14 protein-coding genes are annotated in these 12,795 nt (G+C 66.9%); 8 read left to right on the top strand and 6 right to left on the bottom strand.

The features are described 5' to 3' along the window. The first annotated feature begins 5 nt into the window (after positions 1-5). Positions 6-854 carry a phytanoyl-CoA dioxygenase family protein gene (locus JYG32_RS28450; protein WP_213265824.1) on the top strand — a complete coding sequence of 283 codons (849 nt, stop codon included), beginning with the start codon at positions 6-8 and terminating at the stop codon, positions 852-854. A gap of 84 nt (positions 855-938) precedes the next feature. Here JYG32_RS28450 and hutC read toward each other — a convergent pair whose 3' ends face one another. Both hutC and JYG32_RS28460 read right to left on the bottom strand, forming a co-directional pair. Next, positions 939-1,676 (bottom strand): histidine utilization repressor, encoded by a 738-nt coding sequence (hutC, locus tag JYG32_RS28455; protein ID WP_213265825.1) that lies wholly within the window; start codon positions 1,674-1,676, stop codon positions 939-941. Between the two features lie 31 nt (positions 1,677-1,707). Next, complete coding sequence (locus JYG32_RS28460) at positions 1,708-2,250, bottom strand: helix-turn-helix domain-containing protein (RefSeq protein ID WP_213265826.1); 543 nt, start codon at positions 2,248-2,250, stop codon at positions 1,708-1,710. Between the two features lie 133 nt (positions 2,251-2,383). On the opposite strand from JYG32_RS28460, the gene JYG32_RS28465 reads away from it, so the two are divergent. From JYG32_RS28465 to JYG32_RS28475, 3 genes are read left to right on the top strand one after another with little or no spacing between them, the layout of a single operon-like run. Further along, a complete protein-coding gene (locus JYG32_RS28465) occupies positions 2,384-3,166 on the top strand; it encodes an aldolase (RefSeq protein WP_213265827.1) in 783 nt (260 codons plus the stop codon). A gap of 50 nt (positions 3,167-3,216) precedes the next feature. Beyond that, positions 3,217-4,113: a dihydrodipicolinate synthase family protein gene (locus JYG32_RS28470; protein ID WP_213265828.1), complete on the top strand. Its 897-nt coding sequence runs from the start codon at positions 3,217-3,219 to the stop codon at positions 4,111-4,113. Beyond that, complete coding sequence (locus JYG32_RS28475; protein ID WP_213265829.1) at positions 4,110-4,814, top strand: MOSC domain-containing protein; 705 nt, start codon at positions 4,110-4,112, stop codon at positions 4,812-4,814. The genes JYG32_RS28470 and JYG32_RS28475 overlap by 4 nt, the downstream gene beginning before the upstream one ends. Positions 4,815-4,851: 37 nt before the next feature. Here the strand turns inward: JYG32_RS28475 and JYG32_RS28480 are convergent, their stop codons facing one another. Further along, positions 4,852-5,616 (bottom strand): SDR family oxidoreductase, encoded by a 765-nt coding sequence (locus JYG32_RS28480; protein ID WP_213265830.1) that lies wholly within the window; start codon positions 5,614-5,616, stop codon positions 4,852-4,854. Between the two features lie 433 nt (positions 5,617-6,049). On the opposite strand from JYG32_RS28480, the gene JYG32_RS28485 reads away from it, so the two are divergent. Then, positions 6,050-6,757, top strand: coding sequence for a YceH family protein (locus tag JYG32_RS28485; protein ID WP_174379490.1), 708 nt, complete (start codon positions 6,050-6,052; stop codon positions 6,755-6,757). A gap of 79 nt (positions 6,758-6,836) precedes the next feature. Here the strand turns inward: JYG32_RS28485 and JYG32_RS28490 are convergent, their stop codons facing one another. Both JYG32_RS28490 and JYG32_RS28495 read right to left on the bottom strand, forming a co-directional pair. Beyond that, the gene (locus JYG32_RS28490; RefSeq protein WP_174379489.1) at positions 6,837-7,259 is read right to left on the bottom strand and encodes a hypothetical protein; all 423 of its coding nucleotides are present in this window, start codon (positions 7,257-7,259) and stop codon (positions 6,837-6,839) included. 28 nt (positions 7,260-7,287) lie between these two features. Then, positions 7,288-7,842, bottom strand: a complete 555-nt coding sequence (locus tag JYG32_RS28495; protein ID WP_213265831.1) for a hypothetical protein — start codon at positions 7,840-7,842, stop codon at positions 7,288-7,290. A 472-nt stretch (positions 7,843-8,314) separates the two neighbouring features. Between JYG32_RS28495 and JYG32_RS28500 the strand changes: the two genes are divergently transcribed. From JYG32_RS28500 to JYG32_RS28510, 3 genes are all read left to right on the top strand, one after another. Next, positions 8,315-9,631 (top strand): lipase family protein, encoded by a 1,317-nt coding sequence (locus tag JYG32_RS28500; protein ID WP_213265832.1) that lies wholly within the window; start codon positions 8,315-8,317, stop codon positions 9,629-9,631. 190 nt (positions 9,632-9,821) lie between these two features. Beyond that, positions 9,822-10,946, top strand: a complete 1,125-nt coding sequence (locus JYG32_RS28505; protein ID WP_249744682.1) for a 3-deoxy-7-phosphoheptulonate synthase — start codon at positions 9,822-9,824, stop codon at positions 10,944-10,946. Positions 10,947-11,144: 198 nt separating this feature from the next. Next, positions 11,145-11,573, top strand: a complete 429-nt coding sequence (locus JYG32_RS28510) for a PRC-barrel domain-containing protein (protein WP_213265833.1) — start codon at positions 11,145-11,147, stop codon at positions 11,571-11,573. 208 nt (positions 11,574-11,781) lie between these two features. On the opposite strand, the gene dapF is transcribed toward JYG32_RS28510, so the two are convergent. After that, entirely contained in the window at positions 11,782-12,612 is an 831-nt protein-coding gene (dapF, locus tag JYG32_RS28515; protein WP_213265834.1) for a diaminopimelate epimerase, read from the bottom strand. Between the last annotated feature and the right edge of the window lie 183 nt (positions 12,613-12,795).

The raw sequence follows: 12,795 nt of genomic DNA on the forward strand, positions 1-12,795 counted from the left end.
AAACCATGACGAGTATCCAGGACCGCGTCGCGAAAGCCGTGACGCCCGAACTGATCACCGCGTTCCGCGAGGAAGGCGCGGTCTGCATCAAGGGCATCTTTTCGCCCGACGAGGTGGCCGCGCTCCGGGCCGGCATCGACGCGAATCTCGCGCAGCCGAGCGAGCGCGCGAAAGTCGCGAGCCGGCCCGACGATCCGGGCTGGTTCTTCGAGGATTTCTGCAACTGGCAGCACAACGACGCGTACCGCGACTTCATCGTGCGCTCGCCGGCGCCGTCGGTGGCCGCCGCGCTGATGGGCACGGAGCACGTGCGGCTGCATCACGATCACCTGCTCGTGAAGGAGCCCGGCACGCGGCAGCGCACGCCGTGGCACCAGGACCAGCCGTACTACAACATCGAAGGCGACGACAACGTCAGCATGTGGATTCCGGTCGATCCGGTGCCGCTCGAATCGACGCTGGAATTCGTCGCGGGCTCGCATCGCGGGCCGTGGCTGATGCCGCGCACGTTCATGGACAAGGAAGCGAAATGGTTCCCGGAAGGCAGCCTCGCGGATCTGCCCGACATCGAAGCCGATCGAGCAGCCTTCCCGATCCGCCACTGGGCGCTCGAGCCCGGCGACATGGTGTGCTTCCGGATGCTCACGCTGCATGCGTCGGGCGGTACGCAGAACCGCCGGCGCGCGTTCTCGATCCGCTTCGTCGGCGACGATATCCGCCACGCGCCGCGCCGCTGGAAAACGTCGCCCGATTTCCCCGGGCTTGCGGAACAGTTGCCCGACGGCGCGCCGCTCGAACACCCGCTGTTTCCGGTCGTGTGGTCGAGCGGTGCGGGGCAGGTCGACGCGATCTGACCGACGTAGGTAACGAACGCGGCGGCCGTTTCCTGACGAAACGGCCGCCGCGTGTTTTTGTGCGTGTCGGCGTGTGACGAAGGATCAGGTCGGGTGGCGTCCAGCGCCCGGCTTGAAACGCGAGCCGAGCCGGTAGCGGTTGCCCGGATGCAGGAAATGCACGAACGTGACGGGCAGCCCGTCCGTCCAGGTGCGGCGCGTGAGCGTGAGGCACGGCTCGTCGGCGCGCATGTCGAGCAGCCGCGCCTGTTCGCCGGTCGGCAACGACGCGTCGACGACGTGCTCGATTTCCAGTTCGTAGTGCGACACGTTGTTGTACAGGTACTCGGACGGCGGCTCGGTCTGGAAATCCTGGTCGATGAAACCGGGCGCGGCGGCCGGGTTCACGTAGCGGTCCTCCAGCTGGATCGGGCGACCGTTTTCCTCGTGCACGCACACCACATGAAAGACCGGCGTGTTGACCGGCAGGCCGAACGCGGCCGCGACGTCGAACGACGCGGGCTCGCTCGACTGGCTCAGCACGCGGCAGCGATATTCGTGGCCGCGCGCGCGGATTTCGTCGCGGATATGCGCAATCATCAGCAGGTTCGACTGCGGCTTCACCTCGGCGACGAAGGTGCCGACGCCCGCGATGCGCTTCAGCACGCCTTCCTCGGTCAACTCGCGCAGCGCGCGGTTGACCGTCATGCGCGCGACGCCGAACTGCGCGGCGAGATCGAGCTCGGACGGAATGCGGTCCCCCGGGCGCCAGTCGCCCGCTTCGACGTTCTGGCGAACGAGCGTCTTGATCTGCTGGAACGGTGCGGTGGCCTTCGTGACCATCGGGGGATCCTTGCGCGAAGAAGTGACGAGTCTAGTCGTCGTGACTGACGATGACCAGGATCTCCGCCTGCGCGGTGCCGAGGCTGCGCGTGCGGTGCGGGATGAGTGCGTTGAAATAGACTGAATCGCCGGTCCTGAGTTGCACCGTCTCGTTCGGAAATTCGATTTCGACGCGCCCCTTGTGCACGAACAGGAATTCCTCGCCTTCGTGCTCGCGGAACGTCGACGCGACGAATTCGTGCGGCGGATGCACGACGAACGGCAGCATCTTCTTCGGCGCGACGCCGGCCGCGATGCTTTCGAAGCGGTGCGCGTGGCTGTCGGCCGCCGCGCCCATCGCCGTGCGCTCGCCGGCGCGCGTGACCGTGATCAGCTCGCGATTGCGGCTTTCCGAGAACAGTTGCTCGACGTCGACATTCAGCGCTTTCGACAGCTTCAGCGCGACCGCGATCGACGGCACGCTCAGGCCGCGCTCGACTTTCGACAGGTAGCTCTTGGTGAGGCCGGTCTCGTCGGCCAGCACATCGAGCGTCCAGCCCTTCTGTTTTCTGAGCAGCTTCAGGCGAATCGTCATGGGGCGCCAGGTGTCCTTCGAAGAACCGATTGTAACGCATGACACAATGTGTCATATAATGGATCGAGTGTCACCGATCTCGGGGAAACGACTGCGGACGACGCGACACATCCGACCCATCCAGGAGGTAAGCATGGCGGAAACGCTGAATTTGACGAAGGAGGCGCTGGTCGCGCTGGCTGAGCGGCGTCTTGAAAACGAGGTGGGCGACAGCGGCTGGTCCGCGCGGCAGAAGCTCGCGCTCACGTGCCGGATCCTGTTCGACGCCGGCCACGATTCCGGCCTTGCCGGACAGATCACCTGCCGCGCGGGCGACGCCGGCACGTACTACACGCAGCGGCTCGGGCTCGGTTTCGACGAGATCTCGGCCGCGAACCTGCTGCGCGTCAACGAGGATCTCGACGTCGTCGACGGCGAAGGCATTCCGAACCCGGCCAACCGGTTCCACACGTGGATCTATCGCGAGCGCCCGGACGTGAACTGCATCATCCATACGCATCCGGCACATGTCGCGGCGCTGTCGATGCTGGAGCAGCCGCTCGTCGTGTCGCACATGGATACCTGTCCGCTGTACGACGATTGCGCGTTCCTGAAGGACTGGCCCGGCGTGCCGGTCGGCAACGAGGAAGGCGAGATCATCTCGAAGGTGCTCGGCAGCAAGCGCGCGATCCTGCTGTCGCATCACGGCCAGCTCGTGGTCGGCAAGACGATCGAGGAAGCGTGCATCCTCGCGCTGCTGATCGAGCGGGCCGCGAAGCTGCAACTGCTCGCAATGTCGGCCGGCGAGATCAAGCCGGTGCCGCCGGCGCTGGCACGGGAAGCGCACGACTGGATTTCGAAACCGAAGCGCGATGCCGTGACGTTCGACTATTACGCGCGCCGCGCATTGCGTACGCATCGCGACTGCGTCGCGTGAACGAGCGCAACGCTTCCGTCGCATTCACTCATCATTGAGGAATACACATCGTGTCTATCCTGCTGCAAGGCATCATTGCCTACCCGGTCACGCCGTTCTCCGCCGACGGCGACGTCGACCTGAAAGCGCTCGATGCGCTGATCGAGCGCCTGATCGCCGACGGCGTTCACGCGATCGCGCCGCTCGGCAGTACCGGCGAGAGCGCGTACCTGTCCGACGCCGAATGGGAGGCGGTTGCCACCGCGTCGATCAACGCGGTGCGCCGGCGCGTGCCGACCGTCGTCGGTATCTCCGATCTCACCACGGCGGGTGCGGTGCGCCGCGCGCGCTTCGCCGAACAGGCCGGCACCGATGCGGTGATGGTGCTGCCGGTGTCGTACTGGAAGCTCGGCAACGACGAGATCGTCGCGCACTACCGCGCGATCGGCGACGCGATCGGCATTCCGATCATGCTGTACAACAACCCCGCGACGAGCGGCGTCGATATGTCGCCCGACCTGATCGCGACGATCTGCCGGACCGTCGACAACGTCACGATGGTGAAGGAGAGCACCGGCGACATCGGCCGGATGCACCGGCTCGCGCAATTGAGCGACGGGACGATCCCGTTCTACAACGGCAGCAATCCGATGGCGCTCGCCGCGCTGGCCGCGGGCGCGGCCGGATGGTGCACGGCCGCGCCGAACCTGAACGCGGCGTTGCCGCTCGCGCTGGTCGATGCGATGCGCGCGGGCGACCTCGCGCGCGCCCGGACGGCCTTTCATGCGCAGTTGCCGCTGCTGCAGTTCATCGTCAACGGCGGGCTGCCGGTGACCGTGAAGGCCGGCTTGCGCCTGCGCGGCTTCGACGCCGGCGAACCGAGGAAGCCGCTGCTGCCGCTTGGCGATACGCGCACGCGCGAACTCGAACGCCTGCTCGCGGCGCTGCCGGGCGGTGTACCGGCGTGAGCGACGAAGCACGGCCGGCGCTCGCGGCCATCGTCGGCGCGGTGCGGGTCGGCACGAGCCGGCCGCTGGCCGGCTCGCCGCACGCGAGCGCGATCGACAAGCGTCCGGTCGATGCGCGTCTGTGGCTGGGCGCGCTCGGCTTTGCCGGCGACGAGCAGGCCGATGCGCGGCATCACGGTGGCCCCGACAAGGCGGTCCATCACTATGCGCACGACCACTATGCGTGGTGGTCCGCGCAGATTGGCGCGCGCGACGTGCTTGCACAACCGGGCGCATTCGGCGAGAACCTGTCGACGCGTGGCGTGACCGAGCGCGACGTGTGCCTCGGCGACGTGTTCACGCTGGGCGGCGCCATGCTTCAGGTGTCGCAGTCGCGGCAGCCGTGCTGGAAGCTCAACGCGCGCTTCGATCATCCGCGGATGGCCGCGCTCGTGCAGCAAAGCGGCCGGACCGGCTGGTACTACCGCGTGCTGCACGAAGGCTGGGTGGCGCCGGGCGATGTGCTGGCGCTGCATGAGCGCCGCTATCCGCAATGGCCGCTGTCGACGGTGCTCGACGTGCTGTACCGGCGCACGCTCGACATGGCCGCGCTCGATGCGCTGTGCGATGTCCCGGCGCTGCCGCCCGGCTGGCGCAAGATGCTTGAAAAGCGCCGGACCGAGCGGCAGGTCGAAGGCTGGACGAAACGGCTCGAAGGATGATGGAGCGCGTCTTGCGGCTCACCTCGCGGCCCGCGGCTTACCTGGCCGGCAATTCCCGTATGTCGGCCGTCGGCGCGGAGCCGAACGCGTCGCTCAGCGCATAGCCGATCAGTTGACGTGCGGCCGCCTCCGGCGTCGCGAGCGCGCCGCTCGACTTCAACTGGTCGAACTTCTCGCGCATCGGGAAGTTGTCTTCGCTGGTCGAGCGGATCGTCGCCTGCATGCCCGTATCGACGACACCCGGCGCGACGCTGCAGATCCGCAGCGCGCCGTTTGCGTCGAGCGCGACCGCGCGTGCATGGTGATCGAGCGCGGCCTTGGTCGCGCAGTAGATGCTCCAGCCCGCATACGCGTTGCGCGCCGCGCCGCTCGACAGGTGCACGATCCGGCATTCGGTCGTGGCGGACACCGCCTGCGCGAGCGCGGCGGACAGCATCAGCGGCGCCGCGACGTTCAGGCCGACCGCGCGCGCGACGATCACCGGATCCTGCGCGGCGAGCGGGCCGATCGGATCGACGATGCCTGCGTTGTTGAACAGCAGCACGATCGATGCGCCATCGACGAAGCTGCGCAGCGTGTCGCCGGCCAGCCAGGTCGCGACGGCCGACGTGTCCGACAGGTCGAGTTCGATTTCGGCGAAGCGGTCGCCGGCTTGCGATGCGAGCGACGGATGACGGCTGCGCGACACGCCGAGCACGGCGATGCCTTCCTGCAGCAGTTGTTCGGCGAGCGATGCGCCGACGCCGCGCGTGTGTCCGGTGACGATGGCGCGCACGTGCGGCGCGGAAGAGGGTGCAGTCATGGCGGTGAACCGGTGAAGGGATGAAAGGGTGAACGGTGTTGATGAGCGGCGCGCCGGCGCGGCGGCAGTGCGTGCCGGGCGGGTGATGCGTGGTATCGGCGTGCGAAGACGGTCGCGCGCGGCGCCGCGGATGCCCGCGTGAACGCATATCGTAGCGCCGGCATCCGCGGCACGCAAACGCGGGGGCGATCCCGTGCATGCGCCGCAGGCTGCAGCGTGTGTGGAGCGCGAATTCGCAAGTGCCGTGCGCATGCATCGCCGCGCGGCACCCGGCGGTCGATCCGTTGGACGAAAGCCGGCTGCGGCAAGTGCGCGCGCCGGCGCGGCAAGCGGCGCCGGGCACGCGTCGCGAGCTATCATATGGCTCGCCCGTTTGCGATGCCGGACGGGCCGCGACGTTTCCCCTCACCTGCTGCACGCTGCGAAGCCACACATGAACACCACGCCGGATATGCCCACGCCACGCACCCTTCGCGAACTCACGCCTCTCGAAGCCCGCATTCTCGGTGTGCTGGTCGAGAAACAGCACACGGTGCCGGACACCTACCCGCTGTCGCTGAATGCGCTGACCGCGGGCTGCAATCAGAAAACCGCACGCTTGCCGGTGATGAACGTCAGCGACGATGAAGTCACGACCGCGCTCGACGGGCTGAAGCACCTGAGCCTCGTGATGGAGGGCAGCAGCAGCCGTGTGCCGCGTTTCGAGCACAACATGAACCGCGTGCTCGGCATCCCGAGCCAGGCGATCGCGCTGCTGACGATCCTGCTGCTGCGCGGCCCGCAGACGGCCGCCGAGCTGCGCCTGAACAGCGCGCGCCTGCACGGCTTCGCGGATATCTCGTCGGTCGAGGCGTTCCTCGACGAACTCGCGGCGCGTGCGCAGGCGCTCGTCATCCGGCTGCCGCGTGCGCCGGGCGCGCGCGAGAACCGCTGGATGCACCTGATGTGCGGCGAGGTGAACGTGGCCGACTTCGCGGGCGTGGATGCCGGCGGTGCGGATTCTGTGCCGCCTTCCGAATTCGAGGCGCTGAAGGCCGAACAGAAGCGCCTCGCGGATGAAGTGGCGCGATTGACTGCGTTGGTTCAGCGGATGGCCAGCGAACTCGGAATCGACGTCGACGTGCAGGGCGACGCGGGCTGATCCACAGCTCGATGCAATGCGGTGCCGGCGCGCGTGCACGCGCGCCGTGCAGCGGGCATCAATCGCCGCGACGCCATCGCTACCAGCGACACCCCGATTTCGCCGAAGCGTCGACATCCGGCGCCCACGCGAAATCGGTCTTCTTGCCGGTGCGCGCATTGGTATAGGTCATCGAATAGACCACGGCGCCCTGGCTCATCATCTCGTATTCGCCGTTGATCTTGCCGTCGACCATTTCCCACCATGTCGTCGTGTATTGATACGGCCGGTCTTCCGCCAGAATTTCCTCGTCCCGGTGCTTGAACAGCAGCGGAATGGCCGTCTTCGATTTCGCATATCGGACGACGCCACCGGACCATTTGGCCACGTCGTCGTAATACGTGCGCAATTCGAAACGCACGGGTTTGTCGCCGTTTGTGCGGAAGCACAGCACTTCCGTGCTGACTTCGGCCGATGCGGGCAGCGCGATGCAAAGCAGCAGCGCGGCGAGGGCTTTCTTCATGATGGTGTGTGAGCGATGGTGAGGAAATTCAACCGACACTGATCCGCGTAGCCCCCGCGTCGACGAGCCGGAACAGCAGATCCTCGACGGCCGTCTCGGGCGCGGACCCGAGATCCGCATTGACGCGCCAGCCCTGGTCCGTGCGAACCGGTTCCGACAGGTAGTGAACGATGCCATGCAGCCCGTCTTCGGCCGGCGTGTTCTCGTCGTCGACATCGAACCACGCGAAGAACCACGTCTTGAATGCGTCGACCGCCGCGCTTTCGTCGAGGCCGTCGGCCTCGATCGCGGCCCAGTCCCACACGAACGGGCGGATCGACACGGCCGCCGTTTCGAGGTCGAACGCGAACGGTTCGAAATCCAGTTGCGAGGTCGAATCGACCATCGACGGCTGGCCGGCCGCTTCGCCTTCGGCCGGGATCGTGTCGGCCCGGCACGGCAGCGCGAGCGGCCCTTCGGTGGCCAGCGTGCCGTCGGCCTGCCGGTAGGCCGGTTCGACGATCACCGCCGGTTGCGCTGCCGCTTTCGCGAGCAGGTCGGCATAGGGTTGGCGGATGGCGCGGAGCAGTTCGGATACGGTCATCGTGGCAAGTCGGATGGGTCAGGGAACGATCGAATCGCAGGCAGGCGGTCATTAAGCCCGCGCCCGTGAGGCCCGTGCCGAATGACAGGTTGTGCCGGTATCGGACAGACGTCATCGTACGGCACTCCGGCCGCGGGCCGGCAGTCGGCCAAACGGCCAGGACGCTCGCTGCGATACGCAACTGCCGCGAAATGCGCAACACAAGACACCGGCCTGTCGGCACGATTCGTCGTGTCGGGATTTAGACGTTTACCTTCAAACAATGGAAAACGCGCTTCGCTTGCGTTCCCATTGTGCTTCAATTCATCCGGTTTGTACTCCTACTGAAATTGCATATTCGGAACAAACCGGACTATTCATTCACAGGAGACAGTCAATGGCTCGGAAACGGATTTGAAGCGGCAATCACGATGGTCTGCAACACCGCCGAACTTCCTTCGATGAAAGCAGGTTATCCCAGGGGCCCCCACCCATGTCCTCCAGACGTTTGATGATTGCCGCGGCTGCCGTGTCCGCCGCGCTGGCCATCGGCGCACCACCGGCCAGCGCCGGCGCGCCGACCGTGTCCGATCCGTTCTATACGTACACCGGCACCACGCCATTGGCATCGATTCCACCGGGCACGGTGCTGAAGACGCGCAACGTCACCTATCACGTGGCCGGCATTCCGACCGCGCTGACCGCGCAGCAGTTGCTGTACCGCACCAACAACGCGCAGAACCAGCCCGTCGTCAACGTGACGTCCGTGATCCGGAGCGCGGTCAGCAACGGCCAGGCCATCTCGTACCAGTCGGCCTACGATTCGCTGAACCCGTACGACGAGCCGTCGCAGGTGATCGCCGGCGACCGCGACGTCACGAAGGTCATCAACGTGGGCACGTTGCTCTACAGTGCGGAATCGATTCCGCTGTCGACACTGCTGCTGCTGGGCTACAACATCATCGTGCCCGATACGGAGGGCCAGACGGCCGACTTCGCCGCCGGCCCCGAATACGGGATGACGACGCTCGATTCGATCCGCGCGGCGCTGAATACGCCGTCGACCGGCCTGAATCCGTCGAGCAAGGTCGCGATGGTCGGCTATTCCGGCGGTGCGATCGCGACGAACTGGGCCGCGCAACTCGCGCCGGGCTATGCGCCCGACATCAACAGGCAGCTCGTCGGCGCGGCCGAAGGCGGCGTGCTGGTCGACCCCGCGCACAACCTGCGCTATGTCGACGGCAGCATCGTCTGGGGCGGCGTCGCCGCGGCCGCGCTCGCCGGGCTGTCGCGCGGCTACGGCTTCGACCTGACACCGTATCTCAACGACACCGGCGTCGCCGTGTTCAAGGACATCCAGAGCCAGTCGCTCGCGTACATCCTGCCGAAGTACACGGGCCTGCATTGGGGGACGCTGTTCAAGCCGCAATACGCGAACGACATCAACAGCATTCCGGTGTATGTGACGTATGCGAACAAGGTGAATGCGGGGCTGGCCGCGTCGCCGACGATCCCGATGTATATCGGCCAGGGCACGGCGGGCGCGCTGGACGGCACGTTCAGCAGCCAGGTGGGCGACGGCGTGATGCTTGCATACGACGTGCGCGCGCTTGCGCAGAAGTTCTGCGCGAGCGGCACGCCGGTCACGTACACCGAGTATCCGCTCGAACATGCGGGCGCGATCGTGCCTTGGGTGGCCGGCATGCTGCCGTGGCTCTACGACCGCTTCAACGGGAAAGCCGCGCCGAGCAATTGCTGGCTGACGGCACTGCTGCCGAGCAATTCGCTGGCGCCCGAGACGCCGCACTAGACGCGCCGGACGACGCGGCGAAGGGCCGGGCGATCCACCGAGGATCGCCTTTTTTTGTCCCGCGTTTCGCAGCCTGTCGCATTACCCTGATCGCCGTCGCACGCATTCCCCCGCCACGACCGGCCGCCGACTCTTCCGGGTGCCATAATCGAGCCTGCACATCATTCCAGACGTCCCCCGGAGAATCACCATGCAGAACCTCGACAATCCTTCCCACGATCGCGAGGTAGGCAGCGCCGACGCGACGCAGGACACCACGCGCATCGACGACGTCCGCATCGGCGCCGTGCGCCCGCTGATTTCGCCGGCGCTGCTGCTCGACGAACTGCCGGTGCCGGCCGCCACGCAGACGCTCGTCGAGGATACGCGCCGCGCGATCGGCGACATCCTGCACGGCCGCGACGACCGGCTGCTGCTCGTCGTCGGCCCGTGCTCGATCCACGATCACGACCAGGCACTCGACTACGCGCACCGCCTGAAGATCGCCGCCGATGCGCTGAAGGACGACCTGCTGATCACGATGCGTGTCTACTTCGAGAAACCGCGCACGACGGTCGGCTGGAAGGGCTACATCAACGATCCGCGCCTCGACGGCAGCTTCCGCATCAACGAAGGGCTGCGCGCCGCGCGGCAACTGCTGCTCGACATCAACGCGCTCGGCCTGCCTGCCTCGACCGAATTCCTCGACCTGCTGAGCCCGCAGTACATCGCCGACCTGATCGCGTGGGGCGCGATCGGCGCGCGCACGACCGAGAGCCAGAGCCATCGTCAGCTCGCATCGGGCCTGAGCTGCCCGATCGGCTTCAAGAACGGCACCGACGGCGGCGTGCAGGTCGCGTCGGACGCGATCGTCGCCGCGGCCGCGAGCCATGCGTTCATGGGGATGACGAAGATGGGGATGGCCGCGATCTTCGAAACGCGCGGCAACGACGACGCGCACGTGATCCTGCGCGGCGGCAAGACCGGCCCGAACTACGACGCCGAACATGTCGAGACGTGCTGCGCGGTGCTGCGCAAGGCCGGGCTGCGCGAGCAGGTGATGGTCGACTGCTCGCATGCGAACTCGAACAAGTCGCACGAGCGGCAGATCGACGTCGCGCAGGATCTCGCGCGGCAACTGTCGCAGGGCGAGCAACGGATCGTCGGCGTGATGGTCGAGAGCCATCTCGAGGCCGGGCGCCAGGATTTGAAGCCGGGCGTGCCGTTGAAGTACGGCGTGTCGATCACCGATGCGTGCCTGAGCTGGACGCAGACCGAGCCGGTGCTCGGTGTGCTGGCGGAGGCGGTGCGGCAACGGCGCGCGCTATCTGCGTGAATTCCGGCAGGTACGCGATTCGCTGCGTTGTCCGTAACGCAGCGAATCGCGCGGGCGGCGCGCCGGGTGCTGCGGCATCGCGTCCGATGCAGCGTCTCGCGAGTGGCGCTAACATGGGCCGGTGCGATGTGTCGCGCGCACGGAGGCGGCGAGGCCGGCCGCCGATACCGACAACAATTCACCGGAGTGCATAAAAACATGGCGTTCTACAAGACCCTCATCGCAGCAACCGTCCTCGCATCGAGCGTCAGCGCGCACGCGCAGATCGCCGGCGCGCAGCCGATCAGCGTCACCGTCGAGCAATCGCAGGCGCTGCTCGAAGGCTGGAGCGTGAAGAAGAGCGTGCTCGGCAAGGCCGTCTACAACGACCAGAACCAGAAGGTCGGCACCGTGCGCGACCTGATCGTCGCACCGGACGGCTCGGTGTCGGCGGCGATCGTGTCGGCCGGCGGTTTCCTCGGCGTGGCCGCGCACGACGTCGCGGTGCCGATCGCGTCGCTCGACGTGCGCAACGGCAACATCTACCTGCCGGGCGCGACGAAGGATGCGCTGAAGGCGACGCCGGCGTTCCAGTACGCGAAGGTGCCGTCGCCGCCGAAGCCGAAGAAGATCGACGACAAGCAGTGATCGATGCGGCCCGGCGCGCGCTGCGCCGGGCTCGGCCGACCGCGGGTGACGGATGGCCCCGCGCGTCGGCGCGATCGTCGGAGGCTGTGCGCCACATCATCGCGGCGAACGGATTGCGTCGACGATCGATGACGATGCGGCTGCGTTGCCGCTGCGCATCCGACGCGAATCGGTAGCGTGATTCACGCCGCACCGCGAACGCCGGCGCTCAGCTTGCCGACATCACCCCGTCCACCCACACCCCGTCGAAACCGAACGCGACCGGCCCGCTCAGGAACACGCTGCCGATGCCGTCCCATTGAACGGTAACGTCGCCGCCGTCGCACGTCACACGCACGGTATCGTCGAGCAGCCCGCGCCGGATGCCGTTGACCACCGCGCCGCACGAACACGAGCCCGAGCCGAGCGGCACGCCGCCGCCGCGCTCCCAGATGCGAAGGCGGATATGCGACCGGCCGATCACCTGCACGAAATGCACGTTGGTTTTCAGCGGAAACAGCGGATGCGTTTCGAGCGCCGGGCCGAGCGTTTCGATATCGATCGCATCGAGATCGTCGACGAAGAACGTGCAGTGCGGATTGCCCATGTTGCACGCGGCCGGTGCGCCGGGCAGCGGGAGGGCGAGCGTGTCGACGGCTTCGGCGACTGGCACGTCCTGCCAGCCGACGCGCGGCGCGCCCATTTCGACCGTGATCAGCCCGTGCGCATCGTGCGAACAGAGCAGGCGCCCGCGGTTGGTGCGCAGCACGACCGACGCCGCGCCGGTTTCCCGCATCACCTTCCATGCGACGCCGCGCGTCGCGCTGCCGCAGGTATCGAGCGCCGAGCCGTCGGGGTTCCGGAATGCGACACGGGCGACCGCGTCGTCGCAGTCCGACATCACCGCGAGCTGGTTGAAGCCGATGCCGCGATGCCGGTCGCCCATGCGCCGTACGAGGTCGCGGTCGATCGCGTGCGCTCGATCCTGATCCTGACCGCGCAGGTCGACGATGACGAAATCATCGCCATTCGCGTTCATCTTCTGAAATCGGATCGGCATGGCGGTTCCGGAATCGAGGCACGCGAACACTGTACGTGGCTTGTCGAGCGCGATCAATCGCGGCCGGATGGCGGACATGCGGCGCGAATATACGTAATTCTACGTAGCCCCGCATACGTAGTTATCCGCTTGTAAGCCGCCCCCGTCGCACGGAATACTACGGCCCATCGCCGCGGCCTTTGC

This window comes from Burkholderia pyrrocinia (assembly GCF_018417535.1).
In the GTDB taxonomy this organism is placed as follows: Bacteria; Pseudomonadota; Gammaproteobacteria; order Burkholderiales; family Burkholderiaceae; genus Burkholderia; species Burkholderia pyrrocinia_E.

Bases quoted from the DNA above. Each gene is read 5' to 3' on its own strand.
- JYG32_RS28480 (WP_213265830.1), bottom strand. From the start codon at position 5,616: ATGACTGCACCCTCTTCCGCGCCGCACGTGCGCGCCATCGTCACCGGA.
- JYG32_RS28495 (WP_213265831.1), bottom strand. From the start codon at position 7,842: ATGACCGTATCCGAACTGCTCCGCGCCATCCGCCAACCCTATGCCGAC.
- JYG32_RS28465 (WP_213265827.1), top strand. From the start codon at position 2,384: ATGGCGGAAACGCTGAATTTGACGAAGGAGGCGCTGGTCGCGCTGGCT.
- JYG32_RS28500 (WP_213265832.1), top strand. From the start codon at position 8,315: ATGTCCTCCAGACGTTTGATGATTGCCGCGGCTGCCGTGTCCGCCGCG.
- JYG32_RS28490 (WP_174379489.1), bottom strand. From the start codon at position 7,259: ATGAAGAAAGCCCTCGCCGCGCTGCTGCTTTGCATCGCGCTGCCCGCA.
- JYG32_RS28460 (WP_213265826.1), bottom strand. From the start codon at position 2,250: ATGACGATTCGCCTGAAGCTGCTCAGAAAACAGAAGGGCTGGACGCTC.
- dapF (WP_213265834.1), bottom strand. From the start codon at position 12,612: ATGCCGATCCGATTTCAGAAGATGAACGCGAATGGCGATGATTTCGTC.
- JYG32_RS28450 (WP_213265824.1), top strand. From the start codon at position 6: ATGACGAGTATCCAGGACCGCGTCGCGAAAGCCGTGACGCCCGAACTG.
- JYG32_RS28505 (WP_249744682.1), top strand. From the start codon at position 9,822: ATGCAGAACCTCGACAATCCTTCCCACGATCGCGAGGTAGGCAGCGCC.
- hutC (WP_213265825.1), bottom strand. From the start codon at position 1,676: ATGGTCACGAAGGCCACCGCACCGTTCCAGCAGATCAAGACGCTCGTT.
- JYG32_RS28510 (WP_213265833.1), top strand. From the start codon at position 11,145: ATGGCGTTCTACAAGACCCTCATCGCAGCAACCGTCCTCGCATCGAGC.
- JYG32_RS28485 (WP_174379490.1), top strand. From the start codon at position 6,050: ATGAACACCACGCCGGATATGCCCACGCCACGCACCCTTCGCGAACTC.